Origin of the sequence: Carboxylicivirga linearis (assembly GCF_018271995.1) — a bacterium.
GTDB lineage: Bacteria > Bacteroidota > Bacteroidia > Bacteroidales > Marinilabiliaceae > Carboxylicivirga > Carboxylicivirga linearis.
The window spans coordinates 1-878 of record NZ_JAGUCO010000105.1 but is presented as its reverse complement, the minus strand read 5'-3'; the positions used below and the strand labels follow the sequence as shown (position 1 = coordinate 878).

Below are 878 nucleotides of genomic sequence, written 5' to 3'. Positions count from 1 at the left end.
AGCTGTCGATGGTTCGCATCCCTGAAACACGGTCTTTTGCGATGGTATGTAATAACTCACTCGTGTTCATATTCAATGTAGATTCTAATGGTTAGTGTGTTTTCTCCGCTGTTTTTATTGCTTTTGAAAACCGTATGGATATTGCTGTTTACCTCCAAAGGCTCATGGAATGGGATGACCTCTTTGCTTAAATGCTTTACCTTTCGGTTGGCAGTAAGCATATAGTCACGCAATAGAAAACTGTTGCCGTTTACCAATAGGCTGATATTGCCACATTCATAAGGTTCTGGCTGTTTGTATGCCTTTACAGGACGAAGAAAAACATCGGATTTATGCAGATAGGAAAAGGTTAATGTTTCCTGTGCTATCAAATCGGCAAATTCAAGGCTTGTAATGGTTTGACCTTTCTCAAAAAGCCCGGTTTCGTTGTAGAGATAATCGGCAAACTGTGTATTGAAAAGTTCTGCTATGCTGTTGTTCAGGTTGCTTTGTTGCTCTGCATCGAGGCAAGTAAATTTGATATTGTTGCTCAAAATATCAACGATTGCCGGAAGAATATCACTTTCAAAAAAGTCTTTGCTTTCTGCTTCGCTTGCCCTTGTGCGTAAATAAGAATAGAACAGGTTGGTAATACCATCGGTCAGTAACAAATCGGATATTAAAGCTTGTGGGAAGGCTAAATTCTGAGTTACATCTTCCAATTCCGATTCTTTTTTAACCAAGGCGTTTATTGCAATGCCTGTAATCAGTTTACAGGATGCAGGGAGCAAGTCCTGTTCGTTGATGTGTTTGTTGCCAACTGAGGTTTTTGTAATTACAAAATATCGTTTCATTGTCGGGAGATTTTAGCGTTATTTCTTTTTCTCTACCTCGGCAAG

Annotated in this window: 1 protein-coding gene; it reads right to left on the bottom strand. The window is 39.4% G+C overall.

Annotation, left to right across the window (positions count from 1 at the left end; genetic code table 11):
- Positions 1-56: 56 nt before the first annotated feature.
- Positions 57-833, bottom strand: coding sequence for a hypothetical protein (locus KEM10_RS23835; protein ID WP_212220910.1), 777 nt, complete (start codon positions 831-833; stop codon positions 57-59).
- Positions 834-878: the final 45 nt, after the last annotated feature.